The sequence below is a fragment of the Methylopila capsulata genome (assembly GCF_016907975.1).
Classification (GTDB): Bacteria; Pseudomonadota; Alphaproteobacteria; order Rhizobiales; family Methylopilaceae; genus Methylopila; species Methylopila capsulata.
In genome coordinates this window covers 941,114-957,533 of the sequence record NZ_JAFBCY010000002.1, presented here as the reverse complement: position 1 = coordinate 957,533, position 16,420 = coordinate 941,114, and the positions used below count along the sequence as shown (strand labels likewise).

Sequence of the window (16,420 nt, the reverse complement as noted above, 5' to 3'; positions counted from 1 at the left end):
GACGCCGTCCGCGCGGTCTGCGACCCGCCGTCGCTCCGGACGTTGACGCCCGATCTCGCGGGGCTGGTGTGGATCGTCAACTCGCAGCTCATCTCCGTCGCGGCCGCGAAGGCGATCCACGGCCGGCTGGAAGCGGCGCTGGGGCGGCTCGACCTCGCGACGCTCACCGCCGCGCCGGACGGGGTCTTTCGGGCCGCAGGCCTTTCGCGCCCGAAGCTGAGGACGGTTCGGGCCCTTTGCGACGCGGTTGAGAACGGCCTCGACCTCGAGGCCTTGAAGCAGATGGAGGAGGCGGAAGCGCGCGCGGCGCTGCTGCGCGTGTCCGGCGTCGGCCCCTGGACGGCGGACGTCTTTCTGCTGTTCGCCCACGGCCGCCCCGACGCCTTCCCCGGCGGGGACATCGCGGTGCAGGCCGCGCTGAAGGAGGCGTTCGGCCTGCCGGCGCGGCCGGACCGGCGGGCCGCCGAAGCGTTGGCCGAGGGCTGGCGGCCGCTGCGGGGAGTGGCGGCGCAGCTGCTCTGGGCCTATTACCTGAAGCGCCGCGGCGGCCGCGACGGCGCGCCGACCCCGCACCGACCCGAGACTGCCGAGGAGCTTCGATGACCGCGATCGACGGACCCCGCCTCGCCCCCGCGTCCGGCCAAGCCAAAGCGCTCGTCGTTTTCCTGCACGGCTACGGGGCGGACGGAAACGACCTGATCGCGATCGGCCGGGAGTGGCAGCTGCTGCTGCCGGACGCGGCCTTCGTCGCGCCGCACGCGCCCTCCCTGCTTCCGGGCTCGCCCATGGGCCGGCAGTGGTTTCCGCTGACGTTCCGCGACCCCGACGAGCGCCGCCGAGGCGTGATCGCCGCCCGTCCCGACCTCGACGCTTTCCTCGACGCCGAACTCGTGCGCACCGGCGTCGCGCCTGACAGGCTGGCGCTGATCGGTTTCAGCCAGGGCACGATGATGGCGCTGCACGTCGGCCTGCGCCGCAAGGTCCCGCCCGCGGCGATCCTCGGCTACTCCGGCATGCTGGTGTCGCCGGAGGTCCTGAAGGACGAGGCGACGGGAAAGCCGCCGATCCTGCTGATCCACGGCGACCGCGACGAGGTCATTCCGATCGACGCGCTGTTCGCCGCGACGGACGGCCTCGGAGCGGCGGAGATTCCCTGCGAATGGCACCTCTCGCCCGGCCTCGGGCACGGCATCGACGGGGAGGGTCTGCGCCAGGGCGCGGCCTTCCTGGCGAGCGCCTTCGCCCCTCGAAAAACATTCGCTCGTATGGCTTCACAAGGCTGACACACGACATGTAGAGTATCACCAAGCGTCGGCCGGCGCGCCGGCGCTCATGCAAGGAGTGCTCGGTGACGGTCGCCGTTTCACCTGACGCGTGCCCGGCCTTGGTGTTGAACGCGGACTACCGTCCGCTCAGCTACTATCCGTTGTCGCTGTGGTCCTGGCAGGACGCCATCAAGGCGATCTTTCTGGACCGCGTGAACGTGATCTCCCACTACGACCGCGAAGTGCACAGCCCCAGCTTCGAGATGAAGCTGCCTTCGGTGGTGTGCCTGAAAACCTACGTGAAGCCGGCGCGCAACCCTGCGTTCACCCGGTTCAACGTGTTCCTGCGCGACCGCTTCTCCTGCCAGTACTGCGGGACGCGCGAAGACCTGACCTTCGATCACGTCATACCGCGCTCCCGCGGCGGCCAGACCACCTGGGAGAACGTCTGCGCGGCCTGCTCGCCCTGCAACCTTCGGAAGGGCGGTCAGATGCCGGCCGACTGCGGGATGTACCCGGCGCAGACCCCGTTCCAGCCCTCGGTGCACGACCTGCACCAGAACGGCCGCGCCTTTCCGCCGAACTACCTCCACGACAGCTGGCTCGATTACCTCTACTGGGACAGCGAGCTCGAGCCGTAGCGCCAGCGGACGGCGGCAGCTTGAGCGTGGCCTGAGTCGCGCAATGGGCACTCAAAAGCCCGTGACGGCCAGCGTTTCCGGGCCGCGGGCGAGAGGCGAAGCGCTTGGTTTTCAAGCCGCGCCTCCGACTGTGGCCGATGGGCGACATCCCGCGGCCGCCCTTTTTTCGCTCGATTTTACCCTGACGGGCGCCATCCCCTGCCCGGAGACCGGACGGACTCCCGCGCCGCGCTGGCGCAGGTCCTTGTGGGGTGAAATCAAATGACGTCGAACATCAACCGCCGATCGTTCTGCGGCGTCCTGCTGGGCGCGGGCGCGCTCGCGGGCTGCGGATCGATCAAAACACCGGCGCTCGACGTCGGCGGCGGGCATCATCCGGCGGACGTCGCGCGGTACGGCGCGCGGCCGGACGAACTCTATCCGCTGCCCGCCACCGACATTTCGCGCGTGAACCGGAAATGGCTCCGGCAGGCGGTCGCCTATGACGGATACGAGACGCCGGGAACCATCGTCATCGACACCCAGGCGCGGTTCCTCTACCTGGTGCAGGAAGGTGGGGCGGCGTTGCGCTACGGCGTCGGCGTGGGCAAGGAGGGGCTCGCCTTCGAGGGCTCCGCGCGCGTCGGCCGCAAAGCGAAGTGGCCGCGCTGGACGCCGACGCCCGACATGATCGCCCGCGAGCCCGAGCGGTACGGCCCCTACGCCGGCGGCATGGCGCCGGGCTTGGACAACCCGCTTGGTCCGCGCGCGCTGTACCTCTTCCAGGGGAATCGCGACACGCTGTTCCGCATTCACGGCACCACCGAGCCACACACGATCGGCCGCGCGGTGTCGAGCGGCTGCATCCGCCTGTTCAGCCAGGACATCATCGACCTTTACGATCGCGTGCCGACCGACACGCCGGTGGTCGTGATCCAGGACGGCGAGATCGATCAGCGGCCGGCGCCGGAGATCGCCGCGGCGCCCTATCCGGCGCGCGCAGGCGGCGACTATGACCGCTGGGAAGCCGAGCCGGCGCGGTGGTGAGCGGCGGCGCGGCTCGGCCGCCGCGTCGCCAGAGCCGCGACCGCCGCGAGACCCAACGAGATCAGGGCGCTGTAGCCGGCCAGGGAAACGCCCAAGAGGCGCCAGGCCGCCCGGTCGCAGGGGACGATCCGCGTCGTCTTCATCTGGGCGAGCAGCCCGCCGGCCGAGGTCGGCGCGGCGTTCGCGCCGGCGCAACTCGTCGGGCCCGGCCAGAACCCCCACTCGACGCCGGCGTGGTAGGCGCCGAGAACGGCTCCGCCGAGGAACAGCACGGCGAGGCCGGCGAACAGGAGCTTCGACGCGGCGTGGCCGCGCAGCGCGAGCAGGCCGGCGAGGAGCGCCAGCGGCGCGCCGAGGTAATAGGGCCAGCGCTCCCACAGGCACAGCATGCAGGGCACGTAGCCGAAGCCGTGCTCGAACACGAGCGCGCCGCCGACGGTCGCCGCGGCGACGATCGCGATCGCGAGGCCGGCGGCTGCGGGTGAGCGGAGAGGGGAGGTCGCCATAGCCGTCACACCACGTACTTCACCAGAACGAAGCCGCCGACGACGAAGAACAGGAGGATAAAGGCGGACAGCGCCAGCTTCCGCTCGATAAACTCGCGTACCGGCTCGCCATAGCGCTTGAGGATCCAGGCCACCGCCAGGAATCGCAGCGTGCGCGAGATGACGGTCAGGAGCATGAAGAGGAAGAAATTGTAGCCTGCGAAGCCAGAGGTGATGGTCACCAGCTTGTAGGGGATCGGCGTCAGGCCCTTCAGCAGGATGATCCACAACCCGTAATGGGCGTAGGTTTCCCGGAAGGCGTCCATCTTATCGCCGTAGCCATAGAGATGGATGATCCAGAGCCCGACGCTGTCGTAGAGCAGCGAGCCGATGGCGTAGCCGAGCGCGCCGCCGAGCGTCGAGCCGAGGCCCGTCAGCAGCGCCAGCCTGTAGGCGTCGTGCGGGCGCGCGATCGTCATCGGCACCAGCAGGATGTCCGGCGGCAGCGGGAAGAACGAGGCTTCGGCGAATGAGACCCCGAACAGTGCGAGCTTTGCGCGGGGACCGGCGGCGAGGGAGAGCATCCAGTCGTAGAGGCGTCTCAGCATGGGGGGCCTTTGGCGCCGGTGCGTCGGCGGATGCATTTCCCGTAGAAGCTGTCGGCTACGGCCGCAAGAGCGGAAGGGCTTTATCGGCGTAACAGGATGAATTGACAGTGCGACGCTCTGTCGACATCGTGGCGCCGCTTCGGCGAAGGCCCTCGTGCGGGTGTGGCGGAACCGGTAGACGCGACGGACTCAAAATCCGTTTCTGGCGACAGAGTGTCGGTTCGAGTCCGACCACCCGCACCACGGCCTCGCTCGGCCCGTTCGGCAGAGCCAAAGGCCGCCCTCGCCTCAGGCGGCTTCACGCCTTTCGAGATCGTCCCGCCGCCGGGCGCGTCAGCCGCCGCAGTTGCGGCGGGGGAGGGCTGCGGAGAGCCGGCTCAGTGACCCGTCCCTCCGCAACTCGCTTCCGCTGTCGTCGAACCGCGTCAGGCGCTGGCCCTTCACACCTCCCAAGGCTGGGGATGGGCCGCCACCGCAGCGGCGGTGGCCGGGTCGACTTCGGCCGAGGGCGGAGGCGCAGCCACGGTCGGCAGAGCCGCAGCCGCAGCCGTGGGCGCCGCGGCGGCGGGCGCGGGCGCCGGGATCGGATCAGTCGGCGGGGCGATGAAGCCGCCGCCGTGGACGCCGTCGTAATAGCGCGCGATCTTGCTGAGGTCGGAGACCACGAAGAACACCTCGTTCGCGAAGGCGAGGCAGGGCGTCGGTTGCCGGCGCTCGAGCAGAGGAATGAAGGCGCGGGCGGCGTCCTTGTGCAGGAGGAAGAAGTCGAAGTCGGGAAGCTCCTCGTCCTGGCTGAACACCTGCTGCGCCCGGGTCCAGGGGGATATGAACTCCTTGTGCGAGGTCACGATGCGGGCGTTCTTGAGCGAGAGCGCGTAGAGCGCGATCTCGAACCACGGACGATCGCCGGCGAGTCCGGCGAAGGGCTCCATGGCGGCGACGGGGAAACGGAACCGCTGGTTGCGCATCGTCGTCGCGAACTCGGTCCAGCCCGCGCGGTCGGGCTCGCCCGGACGCACGTCCAGGATGTCGCCCGCGTTGTGGATGTCGAACTCGCCCGCCGAAGCCGGGAGGTTGAAGCGGCGCCGGATGAACTGCCGCCAGAACGCCACGCGTGAGGATCTGCCTTCGAGCGTGGTGGTAAAGGCCGGCCCGAAGGTCGCCTTGCCGAAGCGCGTGCTGGCGCCGCCGTCGGCGAGGTCGATCAGGGAGTTCTCAAACTCCGAGGTCCCGACGAAATCGGCGATCGAGGCGCCGTTGTCGAACAGGTGCTTGAAGAGCTTCAAGCGGCCTTCGTCCGGCGGCTGCCGGTCGAGCAGAAGAGCGACGCAGTAGGCGCGCTCGGCGCTCGGCAGCGAGTCGATTTCGGAGGAGTAGAACACGGTGCGTGCGAGCGCGTCGTCGATGAGGTGCGCGCCGTGGCCCAGGGTCCGCATCTGGTGCCCGCCAAGGGCGTCCGTCGCGATGCGCAGACGCTCGCCGACCGTCGCGGCCGGGTCGATCGAGCCGATGGTCTGGAGGGCGTTCTGGTCGGCGATTCCACCCGCTCGGCTCAGGTAGTCGCGCCAGCGCGAGGGCGGGATCATGGCGAGACGGCTGAGCGTCGGCGGCGTCCAGGCGATCAGGGCGCTGTTCGCGGCGCGGAGGGCGGCTGTGGCGTCGGCCGGCCGCGGCTCGTCGCTCTCCCGCTCCCAGACCGGTTGCGCCTTCGGGTCGAACTTGGGATCGAATTCGTCGAGCAGTTCGGGATCCGAGATGCTCTTGGACGTGTCGAGGTAACTCTCCCAGACCGCCTTCGGCGCGACGGCGCTGAACCGCCGGTTGACGGCGCTCACGATGCCTGTCGCCGTCATGTCCGGCTCATCGATGCCGAAATAGCGCACGGCGTCCTTCAGCGACGGCGTGCTCATGAGGTTCTGATGGTAGTAGACGTAGCGTTGCTTCCCGTCTTTCTTCTGGTCGAAGTGATACACGGCATCGTTCAGCAGGCGCTCGTAGACCCGCTCCATGGTGTTGTCGCGGCTGAAGCGCACCACGTCGTCGATCTTCGACTTGTAGAGATCGCGGTCGACCATCATCCGTGCGAGCAGTTCGCTTCGGGAGTCATCCACGAACACCGCGACTTCGCTGAGATCCATGAAACAGGTGACGCTGTTCACGATCAGCGGCACGCCTGAGTTCAGCAGGAAACGGGTGGAGCCACTGGTCGCGTAGTGGTTGAAGTCCTCCTGGAAGCTGCCGACGAAGCTGGCCGTCTCGATCGTCCTGAGAAGGTCCTCCTCCGAGAGGAAGTCGAAGCCGATCGTGCCGGTGACGTGCGCCTCGTCGAGGAACCGGAGCAGCCGCTTGGGGTCGACCTTGGAGCGGCTCGCGAAGTTGGCCTTGAGCTCGAGGTTGTGGGCGCCGGCAAGCTCGATGATCCGCCGCGGCATCTTGTTGGGAGACAGCAGGCCGAAGGTGCCGACCGACTTCGTCGCGAGCTGGCGCTCGGCGAAGGCGTCGATGTCCATCTCGCCCTTGAGCATCCGATCGAGGTTGGAGCCGGGCATGCGGTAGACGCCGTGCTCCAGAAACTCGACGCCGCCCTGGGCCGCGCCGAGGCGGTTCAGGTGGAACACCGGGAACCGGCTGGTGAACAGCTGCTTGTTCGCGAAGCTCAGCACATGATCGCGCGCGACGATGGTGTGCATGATGAAGGCCGCGGCGCGGATGCGGCCGCGCGTCGAAAGCTCGGTCAGCGTCGCGATGATGTTGCCGGTCGAGTCGCCCGAGGAGAGCTCGCCCAGCATGTCGTAGATGCCGTACTCGTGCTGAACGAGCACGAGCGTCGGCTCAGCCTGCCCTGCCGCCTCGTCGGCGCGCAGCAGCGCGTCGAGTTGCCCGCACGACCGGACGATGCGGTTGTTGACGCCGAGGAGCGACAGGGTGTCCGCGACATACTGCGTGTACCGCGCGATGCCGCACCGTTCGCCGAACGAACCGCAGAGCTGAATGACGTTCATCGTGCCACCGTACCAAGACTTCGATCAGGATTTGAGAATCTCGTGGATCCGCCCAGCTGCGGCGTCCACGAGAGCGGCGTTGTTCATAAAGCTCTTTGAATACGTTCCGGAGACGGCGTAGCGGCGCACGAGGCGACTGATCTCCGCAGGCGTGAAAGCGTCGAGACGGTCAATCGGGAAATGGAAATCGTCGAGACCTTCCTCGACAAGCTGCAGGCATGTCTTGTCGTCCGAACGGCCGCGTCGCACTGCGTCCACGCTGAAGACTGGAACATCCGACGCCATGGCGAAGACGATCGGATGATAGCGGCCAAGAGAGAAGGCGACCTTTGCGTGCGCAATCAGGTGTTTCACGTAGGCGGGTCGATAGAACAGTCCGCCGAGCATCTGGCCCGCGACCTTCAACCGCCTGGTCAGCCGCTGATCACTGATGTCGAAGGGCAGCAGCACGACGTCGAGGCCTTCCGCTTCGGCGAAGGCGGCGATGCTCTGCAGGCAGCGAAGCGTGTGGGGATTGCGCTGGTGGGCGTCGGCCCGGATCGTGACGACGACGTAGTCACGGGCGGGGGTGGGGCCTGGCTCCGCATGGAGCGCGAACGCCCAATCGGGAACGTAGGCGGCTCGGACGCCGAGCCGCGCGGCGGTCTCAACCGAGAGACGATGCCTCACGCTGAAGAAATGCGCCGACCCCAGCAACGCGCGGGTCACGTCGTTGAAAGCGTCCGGCGTCGGCGAGACGTACTCTTCCGTGACGTGAACGCCCGTGTGAATGATCTTCTTTCCCTTGCGCCAGGCGAACATGTACTGGTCCCATCCGAAACCCAATCCAAGCCCTCCGCCCCCGAGCAGGAAGCCCGCCACGTCGCGCCTCGTCACGACGCCGCGGTCCAAGCTCCACACCACTTTGACGTCGGCGTAGACGCCGATCTTTTTCTTCTTCAGGTTTGCGGCGACGCGGCCAGCGTCGTTGACTGAAACGATGAACTTGTAAGCCGGTGAGAAGTACTGGAGTAGCGTCGCAAGCAGCGCCTCATCGCCGCAGTTGCCGTTGCCATAGTAACCTCGAACAACCAATGATCGCGCGCGTGCCATCGACGCGAGCTCCTTTGACGCAGGCATTCTTGTTTTTTGATTGTTCCCGGCGCGAACGGTCGCATGCCCACGCCAAAGGTTCAAGACGAACGGCCCTTTCTCAAAAAAACGCCTGCAGCCCGGTCTGGGCGCGTCCCAGAATGAGAGCGTGGACGTCGTGGGCGCCCTCGTAGGTGTTCACCGCCTCGAGGTTCTGGGACACGCGCATGACGTGGTACTCGTCCGATATGCCGTTTCCGCCATGGATGTCGCGCGCCATCCGGGCGATCTCGAGCGCTTTGCCGCAGGCGTTGCGCTTGATCAGCGAGATCGCCTCCGGCGCGAGCCCGCCCTCGTCGAACAGGCGGCCGGCGCGCAGCGCGATCTGGAGGCCCAGCGCGATCTCGGTCTGCATGTCGGCGAGCTTCTTCTGCACGAGCTGCGTCTGGGCGAGCGGGCGGCCGAACTGGATGCGGTCGAGAGCGTAGCGGCGCGCCGCATGCCAGCAGAACTCGGCCGCGCCGATCGCCCCCCAGGCGATCCCGTAGCGCGCGCGGTTGAGGCAGCCGAACGGGCCCTTGAGGCCCGAGACGTTCGGCAGAAGCGCGTCCTCCCAGACCTCGACGCCGTCCATCACGATCTCGCCGGTGACGGAGGCGCGAAGCGAGAGCTTGCCCTCGATCTTCGGCGCGGACAGGCCCCTGGCGCCCTTCTCGAGCAGGAAGCCGCGGATCGCGCCGTCGTGCGCGTCGGATTTGGCCCAGACCACGAAGAGGTCGGCGATCGGCGCGTTGGTGATCCAGGTCTTCGCGCCCGAGAGCCGGTAGCCGCCGTCGATCCGTGCCGCGCGCGTCCGCATCGCGGCGGGGTCGGAGCCCGCGTCCGGTTCGGTCAACCCGAAGCAGCCGATGGCTTCGCCGCGGGCGAGGCGCGGGAGGAAGCGCCGGCGCTGCTCCTCCGAACCGTAGGCCCAGATCGGATACATCACGAGCGACGACTGGACGCTCATCGCCGAGCGGTAGCCGGAGTCCACCCGCTCGATCTCGCGCGCCGCAAGCCCATAGGCGACGTAGCCGAGACCCGCGCCGCCATAGGTCTCCGGCAGGGTCGGGCCCAGAAGCCCGAGCGCGCCCATCTCCGCCATGATCGCGGGATCGAAGGTCTCGGTGCGGTAGGCGTCGCGGACGCGGGGAAACAGCCGCTCCTGGGCGTAATCCCGCGCGGTGTCCCGCACGAGCCGTTCCTCCTCCGAGAGCTGAGACTCGAGGTCGAACGGATCGGACCAGTCGAAGGCGGCGCTCGAGGGCGCGTGGACGTCGCGGGCGGGGGCGTCGGTCAAGGGACTGTCTCCGGCGATCTTGGTCGCGCCCATCCATAGGCAGCCCATGCGGCGTCAGAAAGGCCTGTCCTTCTTCACTCGGCTCGTCTAGCTCGGAACGGCGCGCACGCGCCGGATCCGGAACGCCGCATGACCGCCGATCGCGACCTCATCGCCCTCGACTGGGGCACCTCCTCCCTCCGCGCCGCGCTGATTGCGCCGGACGGAACGATCGAGGATCGGCTGTCGTCGCCGGACGGGATCATGTTCGCCAATGGCCGCAGCTTCGACAGCATCTTCGAGACGCTGATCTCGCCCTGGCTCGCGCGACGGCCGCCGCCCCGCGTGCTTGCATCGGGCATGATCGGCAGCCGGCAGGGTTGGGTCGAGGCGCCCTACGCTGCCTGCCCGGCGGGCTTCGCCGACCTCGCCCGGGCGATGGCCTGGACGACCACGGCGCGCGGCGTCCGCGTGGGCTTCGCGCCCGGCGTCCGGGCTGAGCACGCCCATGGGACGGCGGACGTCATGCGCGGGGAGGAGGTCGAGATCTTCGGCGCGATCGCGTCCGCCGACGTCTCGGACGCCGTGTTCGTGCTGCCCGGCACCCACAGCAAATGGGCGCGCGTCGTCGGCGGTCGGATCGTCGGCTTCCATACCTTCATGACCGGGGAGCTCTACGGCGTGCTGCGCCGCCATTCGATCCTCGGGCGGCTGATGCCCGAGGAGGGCGAGGAGGAGGCGCTCGACGCCGACGCCTTCGCACAGGGCTGCGCGGCGGCGCAGCGCTCTGGCGCGCCGCTGCACGAGCTGTTCGCGGTCCGCACCCATGGCCTGTTCGACCGGCTCGCGGCCGCGGCCCTGCCGAGCTACATGTCGGGTCTGCTGATCGGCGAGGAGGCGCGCGAGGCGCTCGCGCTGATGGGCGCGCCCTGCGGGCCCGCGCGGCTCGTCGGCCGAGGCGATCTCGCGGAGCGGTACGCCCTGGCGCTCGGCCTGTTCGGGATCGAGACGGTCTCCGCGGGCGAGGATCTGGCCTTCCGGGGGCTGCACGCCCTCGCCGGGGAGCTGACGCGCATGGAGGACGAGCGATGAGCTTCCACGACCGCCTGACGGCGTTTCCGCTGATCGCGATCTTGCGCGGGGTCCGGCCGGACGAGGTCGAGAGCCTCGCCGGGGCGCTGGTCGAGGCCGGCTTCGGGATCGTCGAGATTCCGATGAACTCGCCGGAGCCGCTCGACAGCGTGGCGCGGCTGGCGCGGCGCTTCCCGGACGTCATGATCGGCGCGGGCACCGTGCTCGATCCCGCCGACGTCGACCGCGTTCGCGACGCCGGGGGCGACCTCATCCTGATGCCGCACAGCGATCCGGCGGTCGTGCGTCGAGCGGCCTCGCTCGGGCTCGCCTGCGTGCCGGGGGTGGCGACGCCCACAGAGGGCTTCGCGGCGCTCGCGAACGGCGCGACGGCGCTCAAGCTATTCCCGGCCGAGATGATGCCGCCGGCCGTGGTCAAGGCCTGGCGCGCGGTGCTGCCGCCGGCGGCGACGCTCCTTCCTGTCGGTGGCGTCACGCCCCAGAGCCTCGCGGGCTACTGGGCCGCGGGAGCGCGGGGATTCGGCCTCGGCTCGGCGCTCTATGCGCCCGGCATGTCGGCGGAGCGCGTGGCCGTCAACGCGGCCGCCTTCCGTGCGGCCGTGGCCGCGCTCGGCTGAGACGTCAGGCCGACAGGCGCTGCGCGTCGCGGGCCGCCAAGGCGTCGGCCACGACGGAGCGGATCTGCGCCAGCGAGAACGGCTTCGTGACGACGTCGTGGATCAGCGCCTCGAGGCCGGTCGCCCGCTCGCGCTGGTCGGCGTAGCCGGTCATCAGCAGGATCATGGTGTCGGGATGGTCGCGCGCAGCCGCGAGCGCGAGGGCGATGCCGTCCATCATCGGCATCCGGATGTCGGTCAGCAGCAGGTCGAAGCCCTCGGACGCGGCGCCGAGCTTCTCCAGCGCGTCGGCGCCGTCGAAGGCCTGCGCCACGTGGTGGCCGTCCATCTCGAGCGCGCGCTGCACGAAGCCGCGCACGGCCTCTTCGTCGTCGGTCAGCAGGATGCGGGCCATGACGGGTCTCCTCAGGTCGGACCGTCGTCGGCGTCGACCTCGACGACGCCGACGAATGGAAGCTCGCGGTAGGCGTGGGCCACGTCCATGCCGTAGCCCACCACGAAATGGTCGGGACATTTGAAGCCGACGAAATCGGCGTCGATCACCACCGCGCGCTTGTGCGGCTTCTCGAGCAGCACGCAGGTGAGCACCCGCCGCGCGCCGCGCGCCGCCATCAGGTCCTTGGCGTAGGCGAGGGTGCGGCCTGATTCCAGGATGTCGTCCACCAGCAGCACGTCGCGGCCGGCGACCTCGCTTTCGATGTCGTGGACGATCTTCACCGCTCCGGACGACACGGTGGCCTCGCGGTAGCTCGAGAGCGAGATAAACTCGACCTCGGGCGAGAGACCCGCCGCGTGCAGGGCGCGGATCAGATCCGCCGCGAAGACGAAGCTGCCCTTCAGCACGGCGATCACGAGCAGCCGCTCCGTTCCGGCCGCAGCGATGGCGGCGGCCAGCTCCGCGTTGCGCTCGGCGATCGTGGAGGCGTCGAACAGGACGTTCAGGCGACGGATCATGTCGTTCCTTTCGAGAGGCGCCCGGATGTCTAGCGCGGGTGCGTCGCGAGGTCTTGCCGAGCGAGGAAGCGCACGACGATCCGCCGCCCCTCGGCGGGCGGGGAGGCCAGGCGCGCCTTGAACTGGGTGGTCTCTCCGACGCCGATCTTCGTGCGCCCGGCGACGGTCGTCCAGGAGTAGACCTCGCGCCCGTCGTCGGCGACGACGGCTAGCCGCAGGCGGGGAACGTCGCGCGGTCCCTGCGCGACGTTCGCGATCGTGCCGGTCACGAGCAGCATGGGCGCGCCCTCTTCGATCTCCTCGACGGAGCGCACGCCGGAGATCTCGAGACCGCGTACGTTCACCGGCATCCCGATCCGGGCGTAGAGCGAGGCCAGCGACGGCGCCGCCTCGACCAGATCGGCGCGCATGAGGATCGCCACGAACAGGGCGGCCACGCCCAACGCCGCGGCGGCGAGGGCGGGGCGCTTCGCAAGGGCGTTGACGAGCGCCCGGCGCCGCGGCGGCGCTCCATTGCGGGCGGCGCGCGGCTGCCGCGCGCCTGCGCGGCGTCGGCCGGCGAGCGCGTCGGGGTCCAGCTCGTCCTGCGCTTGGCCCATCATGTCGACGGGGTCGACCTCGTCGAAGCCGGCGATCGACGGGAGCTCGGACGATTTCGCGCGCTCGAGCTCGTCCGCCCCCAGAGTCCAATCCGGTTCGTCCGCCGGCTGCGGTTCGGGGTTCCGCCGGGCGTTTGACGCGGCGAAGGGGTCGCCGGCTCGGGGAAGGCCTTCGCCTTCGAGGAGGGGGTTGGCGTCCAGCGGCGCGTCGGCGTACCACTCCGTCCGACAGCGCGCGCATCGCACCTTGCGGCCGGCGCCCAGCGCTTGCGGAGCGAGCCGATAGGAAGCTGAGCAGGCGGGGCAGACGATCAGCATCGCGGGTCCAGACGCCCAGGCCGCCCGCGGCCGCGCACCGGGCGCGGCGTCGAGGCGCCGGGTCTCACCACGACCTCGCCACTTTATCGTTAATGGATCGTTAAAACGTGCGGCGCGACAACGGGGGCCGGCTCCGAATTGCGCCCCCGAAGGACCAGGATTTCCCGCCTATGCTGCGTTTCGAAAACGTCGGTCTGCGCTACGGGCCCGGGCCCGAGGTGCTGCGCGACCTGACGTTCGAGATCGAATCCAATTCGTTCCAGTTCCTGACGGGTCCGTCGGGGGCGGGCAAGACCTCACTGCTGCGCCTCCTGTTCCTGGCGCTGAAGCCCACGCGCGGCCTCGTCAATATCTTCGGCCGGGACATGGCCACGCTGCCGAAGAAGGACCTGCCGGGCCTGCGCCGGCGGATCGGCGTCGTGTTCCAGGACTTCCGGCTGCTGGACCACATGACGACCTATGAGAACGTCGCGCTGCCGCTCAGGGTGGCGGGGCGCGACGAGAGTTCGTATCGTGCCGAAGTCGTCGAGCTGCTCGGCTGGGTCGGACTCGGAGAGCGTCTCGACGCCCTGCCGCCCGTGCTCTCGGGCGGCGAAAAGCAGCGCGCGGCCATCGCCCGGGCGCTGGTCGCGCGGCCCGAGCTGCTGCTCGCCGACGAGCCCACCGGCAACGTCGACCCGCAGCTCGCGCGCCGCATCCTCCGGCTCTTCGTTGAGCTTCACAAATCCGGAACCTCGGTCGTGATCGCCACCCACGACATCGCCCTCATGGATCTCTACGACGCGCGCCGCCTCGTGCTGCACGACGGCCGGCTGCACATCTACGAATGAGCGCCAACGCCGCCGCAGCCCCGGAGCCCAAGGGTCGTCCGGCCCCGAAGACCGGCTCCAAGCCGAAGCCGAAGACCTCCGGAGCCCCCAGGGCGCGCCGGCAGGGGCCGATCGTTCCCGCCTCCTCGGTCTCGGGCCACACCCTCGTGATGGTCATCGCGATCATGACCTATCTCGCCGCCCTGACCGCGGGCGGGGTCGACCTCGTGCGCGCCACCGCGGCGGGGTGGGAGCGAGACATCGTGCGCGAGACGACCGTCCAGATCCGCCCCGCCGACGGCCGCGACATGAACGCGGCGGTCGCGCGCGTCGCCGAGATCGCCCGCGCCGCGCCCGGCGTCGTCGAGGTGCGCCCCTACAGCGAGGCCGAGACCGCCCGCCTGCTGGAGCCCTGGCTCGGCGCTGGCCTGTCGTTCTCGGATCTGCCGATCCCGCGGCTGGTGGTGCTGCGCCTGTCGGACGACGGACGCTTCGATCCCGCCGCCTTGAAGGCGGCGCTCGAGCGGGAGGCGCCGGGCGCCTCGCTCGACGATCACCGGCGCTTCCTCGACCGCCTCGTCGCCATGGCGCGCACGCTGGTCGCGCTCGGCCTCGGCGTGCTGGCGCTGGTGCTGGCCGCGACCGTGCTGTCGGTCGTCTTCGCCACGCGCGGGGCGATGGCCGGGAATCGCGACATCGTCCAGGTGCTGCACTTCGTCGGCGCCAAGGACGGCTACATCGCCGGCCAGTTCCAGCGCCGCTTCCTGAGGCTCGGCCTCAAGGGAGGGCTTGCGGGCGGCCTCGCCGCGATCGCGACCTTCCTGCTCGCCGAACTGACGGCCGAGCAGGGCGTCGGCAGCGCCGCCGTCGACCAGATGGACGCCCTGTTCGGCAGGTTTCAGGTCGGGCCCACCGCCTACGCGGGCGTCGTGGCCATCGTCGTGCTGATCTCGGTCCTCACCGCCGTGACTTCGCGCGTCACCGTGTTCCGGACGCTGCGCGCCCTGGATTGACGGGGCGGCTTGCGAGGGCGCGCGCCGAGGCGCACTTTGGATGATGAGGACGGCGTGACCAGCATGGACGGGCAGGCGCAGGTGCGAACCAGCGGAGCGGCGACGCCGCCGGGCGGCGCGTTCTGGCGCGCGGCCCGGTTGCTGCTCGTCGTCGCCCTGGCGGCGGGCGCCCTGGGCGGGGCCGGGTTCGCGGTCTTCCTCACGCGCGTGCCGCGGGCCGAGCCGCCGGTCTGCGTCCACGGCGACGGCATCGTGGCGCTCACCGGCGGCGCCGAGCGCCTGGCGGACGCGCTTCGTCTGCTGTCGTCCGGGAGCGGCCGACGTCTGCTCATTTCCGGCGTGCATCCTTCGACCACCGAGCAGGAGCTCGCCCGCGCGCAGCCGGACTACGCCCAGTTCGCGCGCTGCTGCGTCGATCTCGGCCGCCGCGCGCTCAACACCGCGGGCAACGCGATCGAGACGCGGCGGTGGGCCGAACGCCACGGGTTTCGCTCGCTCGTCGTCGTCACCTCGGGCTATCACATGCCACGCACGATGATGGAGCTTGCGCGGCAGATGCCGAACATCGAACTGATCCCCTACGCCGTCGTCACCGAGCGCCTGCGCGAAGAGCCGTGGTGGGGCGATTGGGCGACGGCGAAGCTGCTGGCCGGCGAGTACGTGAAATACGTCGCGGCCCTGGTGCGCGTCCGCCTCGCGCCGCGCCTCGCCGAGACCGAGACGGCCGCCAAGGGGCGCCCGTCGCCCGCGGCCTGCTGCTCCTGACGTCCGCGACAGCCTGCCCGTGACAGAGACACATCTCCCGCGCCGCGCCGGCGTTGCCGTGTTCTGGCGCTCCATCGGCTTCACGGTCGCCTTCGCGCTGCAGACAGTCGCGATCGCGGCAGCGAGCCTTCCGATCGTGCTGTTCCTGCCGCGGCGCCACGTCCTCGCCGTCGCGAAATTCTGGTGCCGGCGCAGCGTCGCCCTCACCCGCGGGATCCTGGGCATCGAGGTCGAAATCCGCGGCCACGAGCACATCCCCACCGGCGCCGCCATCGTCGCCGCGAAGCACCAGTCTGAGCTCGAGACCTTCGCCATGGTGCCGGCGATCCGCGATCCCCTGTTCGTGCTGAAGCGCGAACTCACCTGGATCCCGTTCTTCGGCTGGTTCCTGATGCGGCTGCGCATGATCGCGATCAACCGGTCGGCGGGCTCCGACGCCCTGGCGCAGATACTCGCGCAGGCGAAGATCGTCGCCGCCGAAGATCGGCAGATCATCATCTTTCCCGAAGGCACCCGTCGCCCGATCGGCGCCCCCCCGCGCTACAAGCACGGGGTGTCGCATCTCTATCGCGAGCTCGACCTTCCGGTGACGCCGGTCGCGATGGACACCGGCGCGTTCTGGCCACGCAGCACGTGGCGGAGACGTCCCGGCCGGACGGTCATCGAGTTTCTCGAGCCGATTCCCCCCGGTCTCGATCGCGCGACCTTCGAACGAATGCTGCAGGAACGCATCGAAGGGCGAAGCGCGGCGCTTGCGGCGGAGTCGCTCGGCGTGGAGCCCTCGTCTCCTGTGGATTCCGGGGGAAATCCTCTCGGCGCGCAAATCATCGATTGACG

The 16,420-nt window shown here is 69.6% G+C and carries 18 protein-coding genes and 1 tRNA gene; 11 read left to right on the top strand and 8 right to left on the bottom strand.

Going from position 1 to position 16,420, the window contains the following annotated elements; translation table 11 throughout:
• The first annotated feature begins 42 nt into the window (after positions 1–42).
• The 4 genes from JOD31_RS10170 (at position 43) to JOD31_RS10155 (ending at position 2,932) form a co-directional block, all read left to right on the top strand.
• On the top strand, positions 43–603 hold the full coding sequence (locus JOD31_RS10170) for a DNA-3-methyladenine glycosylase family protein (RefSeq protein ID WP_246482415.1): 561 nt from the start codon (positions 43–45) through the stop codon (positions 601–603).
• Positions 600–1,283: an alpha/beta hydrolase gene (locus tag JOD31_RS10165; protein ID WP_204950204.1), complete on the top strand. Its 684-nt coding sequence runs from the start codon at positions 600–602 to the stop codon at positions 1,281–1,283. The genes JOD31_RS10170 and JOD31_RS10165 overlap by 4 nt, the downstream gene beginning before the upstream one ends.
• A 65-nt stretch (positions 1,284–1,348) precedes the next feature.
• Complete coding sequence (locus JOD31_RS10160) at positions 1,349–1,906, top strand: HNH endonuclease (protein ID WP_024816549.1); 558 nt, start codon at positions 1,349–1,351, stop codon at positions 1,904–1,906.
• Positions 1,907–2,167: 261 nt separating this feature from the next.
• Positions 2,168–2,932 (top strand): L,D-transpeptidase, encoded by a 765-nt coding sequence (locus tag JOD31_RS10155; protein WP_204950203.1) that lies wholly within the window; start codon positions 2,168–2,170, stop codon positions 2,930–2,932.
• Here JOD31_RS10155 and JOD31_RS10150 read toward each other — a convergent pair.
• Together JOD31_RS10150 and JOD31_RS10145 are read right to left on the bottom strand one after the other, a co-directional pair.
• Complete coding sequence (locus JOD31_RS10150) at positions 2,896–3,438, bottom strand: disulfide bond formation protein B (RefSeq protein ID WP_204950202.1); 543 nt, start codon at positions 3,436–3,438, stop codon at positions 2,896–2,898. The genes JOD31_RS10155 and JOD31_RS10150 overlap by 37 nt on opposite strands.
• Positions 3,439–3,443: 5 nt before the next feature.
• Positions 3,444–4,025, bottom strand: a complete 582-nt coding sequence (locus JOD31_RS10145) for a YqaA family protein (protein WP_020187309.1) — start codon at positions 4,023–4,025, stop codon at positions 3,444–3,446.
• A 156-nt stretch (positions 4,026–4,181) separates the two neighbouring features.
• Here JOD31_RS10145 and JOD31_RS10140 point away from each other — a divergent pair.
• A tRNA-Leu gene (locus tag JOD31_RS10140) sits at positions 4,182–4,268 on the top strand.
• A 197-nt stretch (positions 4,269–4,465) separates the two neighbouring features.
• Here JOD31_RS10140 and JOD31_RS10135 read toward each other — a convergent pair.
• The 3 genes from JOD31_RS10135 to JOD31_RS10125 all read right to left on the bottom strand — a co-directional run bounded on the left by JOD31_RS10135 (position 4,466) and on the right by JOD31_RS10125 (position 9,470).
• Positions 4,466–7,027, bottom strand: coding sequence for a hypothetical protein (locus tag JOD31_RS10135; protein WP_204950201.1), 2,562 nt, complete (start codon positions 7,025–7,027; stop codon positions 4,466–4,468).
• A gap of 24 nt (positions 7,028–7,051) precedes the next feature.
• Positions 7,052–8,119, bottom strand: a complete 1,068-nt coding sequence (locus JOD31_RS10130; protein ID WP_246482414.1) for a polysaccharide pyruvyl transferase family protein — start codon at positions 8,117–8,119, stop codon at positions 7,052–7,054.
• A 100-nt stretch (positions 8,120–8,219) separates the two neighbouring features.
• A complete protein-coding gene (locus JOD31_RS10125; RefSeq protein WP_246482413.1) occupies positions 8,220–9,470 on the bottom strand; it encodes an acyl-CoA dehydrogenase in 1,251 nt (416 codons plus the stop codon).
• Positions 9,471–9,566: 96 nt separating this feature from the next.
• On the opposite strand from JOD31_RS10125, the gene JOD31_RS10120 reads away from it, so the two are divergent.
• Positions 9,567–10,508: a 2-dehydro-3-deoxygalactonokinase gene (locus JOD31_RS10120; protein WP_204950199.1), complete on the top strand. Its 942-nt coding sequence runs from the start codon at positions 9,567–9,569 to the stop codon at positions 10,506–10,508.
• Positions 10,505–11,125: a 2-dehydro-3-deoxy-6-phosphogalactonate aldolase gene (locus tag JOD31_RS10115; protein ID WP_204950198.1), complete on the top strand. Its 621-nt coding sequence runs from the start codon at positions 10,505–10,507 to the stop codon at positions 11,123–11,125. The genes JOD31_RS10120 and JOD31_RS10115 overlap by 4 nt, the downstream gene beginning before the upstream one ends.
• Before the next feature lie 4 nt (positions 11,126–11,129).
• Here the strand turns inward: JOD31_RS10115 and JOD31_RS10110 are convergent, their stop codons facing one another.
• From JOD31_RS10110 to JOD31_RS10100, 3 genes are read right to left on the bottom strand one after another with little or no spacing between them, the layout of a single operon-like run.
• Positions 11,130–11,519: a response regulator gene (locus tag JOD31_RS10110; protein WP_204950197.1), complete on the bottom strand. Its 390-nt coding sequence runs from the start codon at positions 11,517–11,519 to the stop codon at positions 11,130–11,132.
• Positions 11,520–11,530: 11 nt separating this feature from the next.
• A complete protein-coding gene (gene hpt, locus JOD31_RS10105; RefSeq protein ID WP_204950196.1) occupies positions 11,531–12,079 on the bottom strand; it encodes a hypoxanthine phosphoribosyltransferase in 549 nt (182 codons plus the stop codon).
• 29 nt (positions 12,080–12,108) lie between these two features.
• Positions 12,109–12,996: an MJ0042-type zinc finger domain-containing protein gene (locus JOD31_RS10100; RefSeq protein ID WP_204950195.1), complete on the bottom strand. Its 888-nt coding sequence runs from the start codon at positions 12,994–12,996 to the stop codon at positions 12,109–12,111.
• Between the two features lie 170 nt (positions 12,997–13,166).
• Between JOD31_RS10100 and ftsE the strand changes: the two genes are divergently transcribed.
• From ftsE to JOD31_RS10080, 4 genes are all read left to right on the top strand, one after another.
• Positions 13,167–13,826, top strand: coding sequence for a cell division ATP-binding protein FtsE (gene ftsE, locus JOD31_RS10095; protein ID WP_020187318.1), 660 nt, complete (start codon positions 13,167–13,169; stop codon positions 13,824–13,826).
• Positions 13,823–14,818, top strand: coding sequence for a cell division protein FtsX (locus JOD31_RS10090; protein ID WP_204950194.1), 996 nt, complete (start codon positions 13,823–13,825; stop codon positions 14,816–14,818). The genes ftsE and JOD31_RS10090 overlap by 4 nt, the downstream gene beginning before the upstream one ends.
• Positions 14,819–14,881: 63 nt before the next feature.
• Positions 14,882–15,583 (top strand): YdcF family protein, encoded by a 702-nt coding sequence (locus JOD31_RS10085; RefSeq protein ID WP_246482463.1) that lies wholly within the window; start codon positions 14,882–14,884, stop codon positions 15,581–15,583.
• Positions 15,584–15,641: 58 nt separating this feature from the next.
• Positions 15,642–16,418 (top strand): lysophospholipid acyltransferase family protein, encoded by a 777-nt coding sequence (locus JOD31_RS10080; protein ID WP_271206124.1) that lies wholly within the window; start codon positions 15,642–15,644, stop codon positions 16,416–16,418.
• The last annotated feature ends 2 nt before the right edge of the window (positions 16,419–16,420 follow it).